The following is a 762-nucleotide window of genomic DNA, read 5'->3' as shown; positions in this document are numbered from 1 at the left end:
CGGATCGCCGCCCAGGTCCACGTCACCGTGGACACGGTGCGCACGTGGCGGGGCCGGTTCGCCGACCAGGGGTTGGAGGGCCTGGCCGACCGCAAGCGGTCCGGCCGGCCGCCGCGGTTCACCTCGTTGCAGGTCGCCGAGGTCAAAGCGCTGGCCTGCGAGCTTCCCGCCGAGAGCGGCACCCCGCTGTCGCGCTGGTCGTGCCCGGAACTGGCCCGTGAAGCGGTCATCCGGGGCGTCGCCGAGGCGCTGTCGGCGTCGACCGTGCGCCGCTGGCTGGACCAGGATTCGATCAAACCTTGGCAGTACCGGTCGTGGATTTTCATCCGGGACCCGGCGTTCCGCCCGAAAGCCGCCCGCGTCCTGGACCTCTACGCCCGCACCTTCGACGGCGTACCACTGGGCGACGACGAGTACGTGATCTCCTCCGACGAGAAGACCTCGATCCAGGCCCGTTGCCGCTGCCACCCCACCCTGCCCCCGGGCAAGGCCCGCGCGATGCGCGTCAACCACACCTACGGCCGCGGCGGAGCCGTCGCCTACCGGCCGCCTGGGACGTCCACCGCGCCCAGGTCTTCGGCCGCTGCGAACCGACCACCGGCATCGTCCCGTTCATGAACCTGGTCACCCAGGTCATGACCCAACAGCCCTACGCCAGCGCGAAACGGGTCTTCTGGGTCGTCGACAACGGCTCCTCCCACCGCGGCAAAGCCGCGATCAAACGCCTGACCACGGCGTTCCCGAACGCGGTCATGGTCCACA

Annotated in this window: 1 protein-coding gene; it reads left to right on the top strand. The window is 70.5% G+C overall.

Features of this window, described 5'->3' with window-relative positions:
- Positions 1 to 618: helix-turn-helix domain-containing protein (locus U9979_RS03590; RefSeq protein WP_322778253.1), on the top strand; the 618-nt coding region annotated here is incomplete at its 5' end.
- Positions 619 to 762 lie beyond the last annotated feature (144 nt).

Source organism: Protofrankia sp. Cas4 (genome assembly GCF_963555915.1).
In the GTDB taxonomy this organism is placed as follows: Bacteria; Actinomycetota; Actinomycetes; order Frankiales; family Frankiaceae; genus Protofrankia.
The sequence above is the reverse complement of the archived record's forward strand: the minus strand, read 5'-3'. Positions and strand labels throughout refer to the sequence as shown.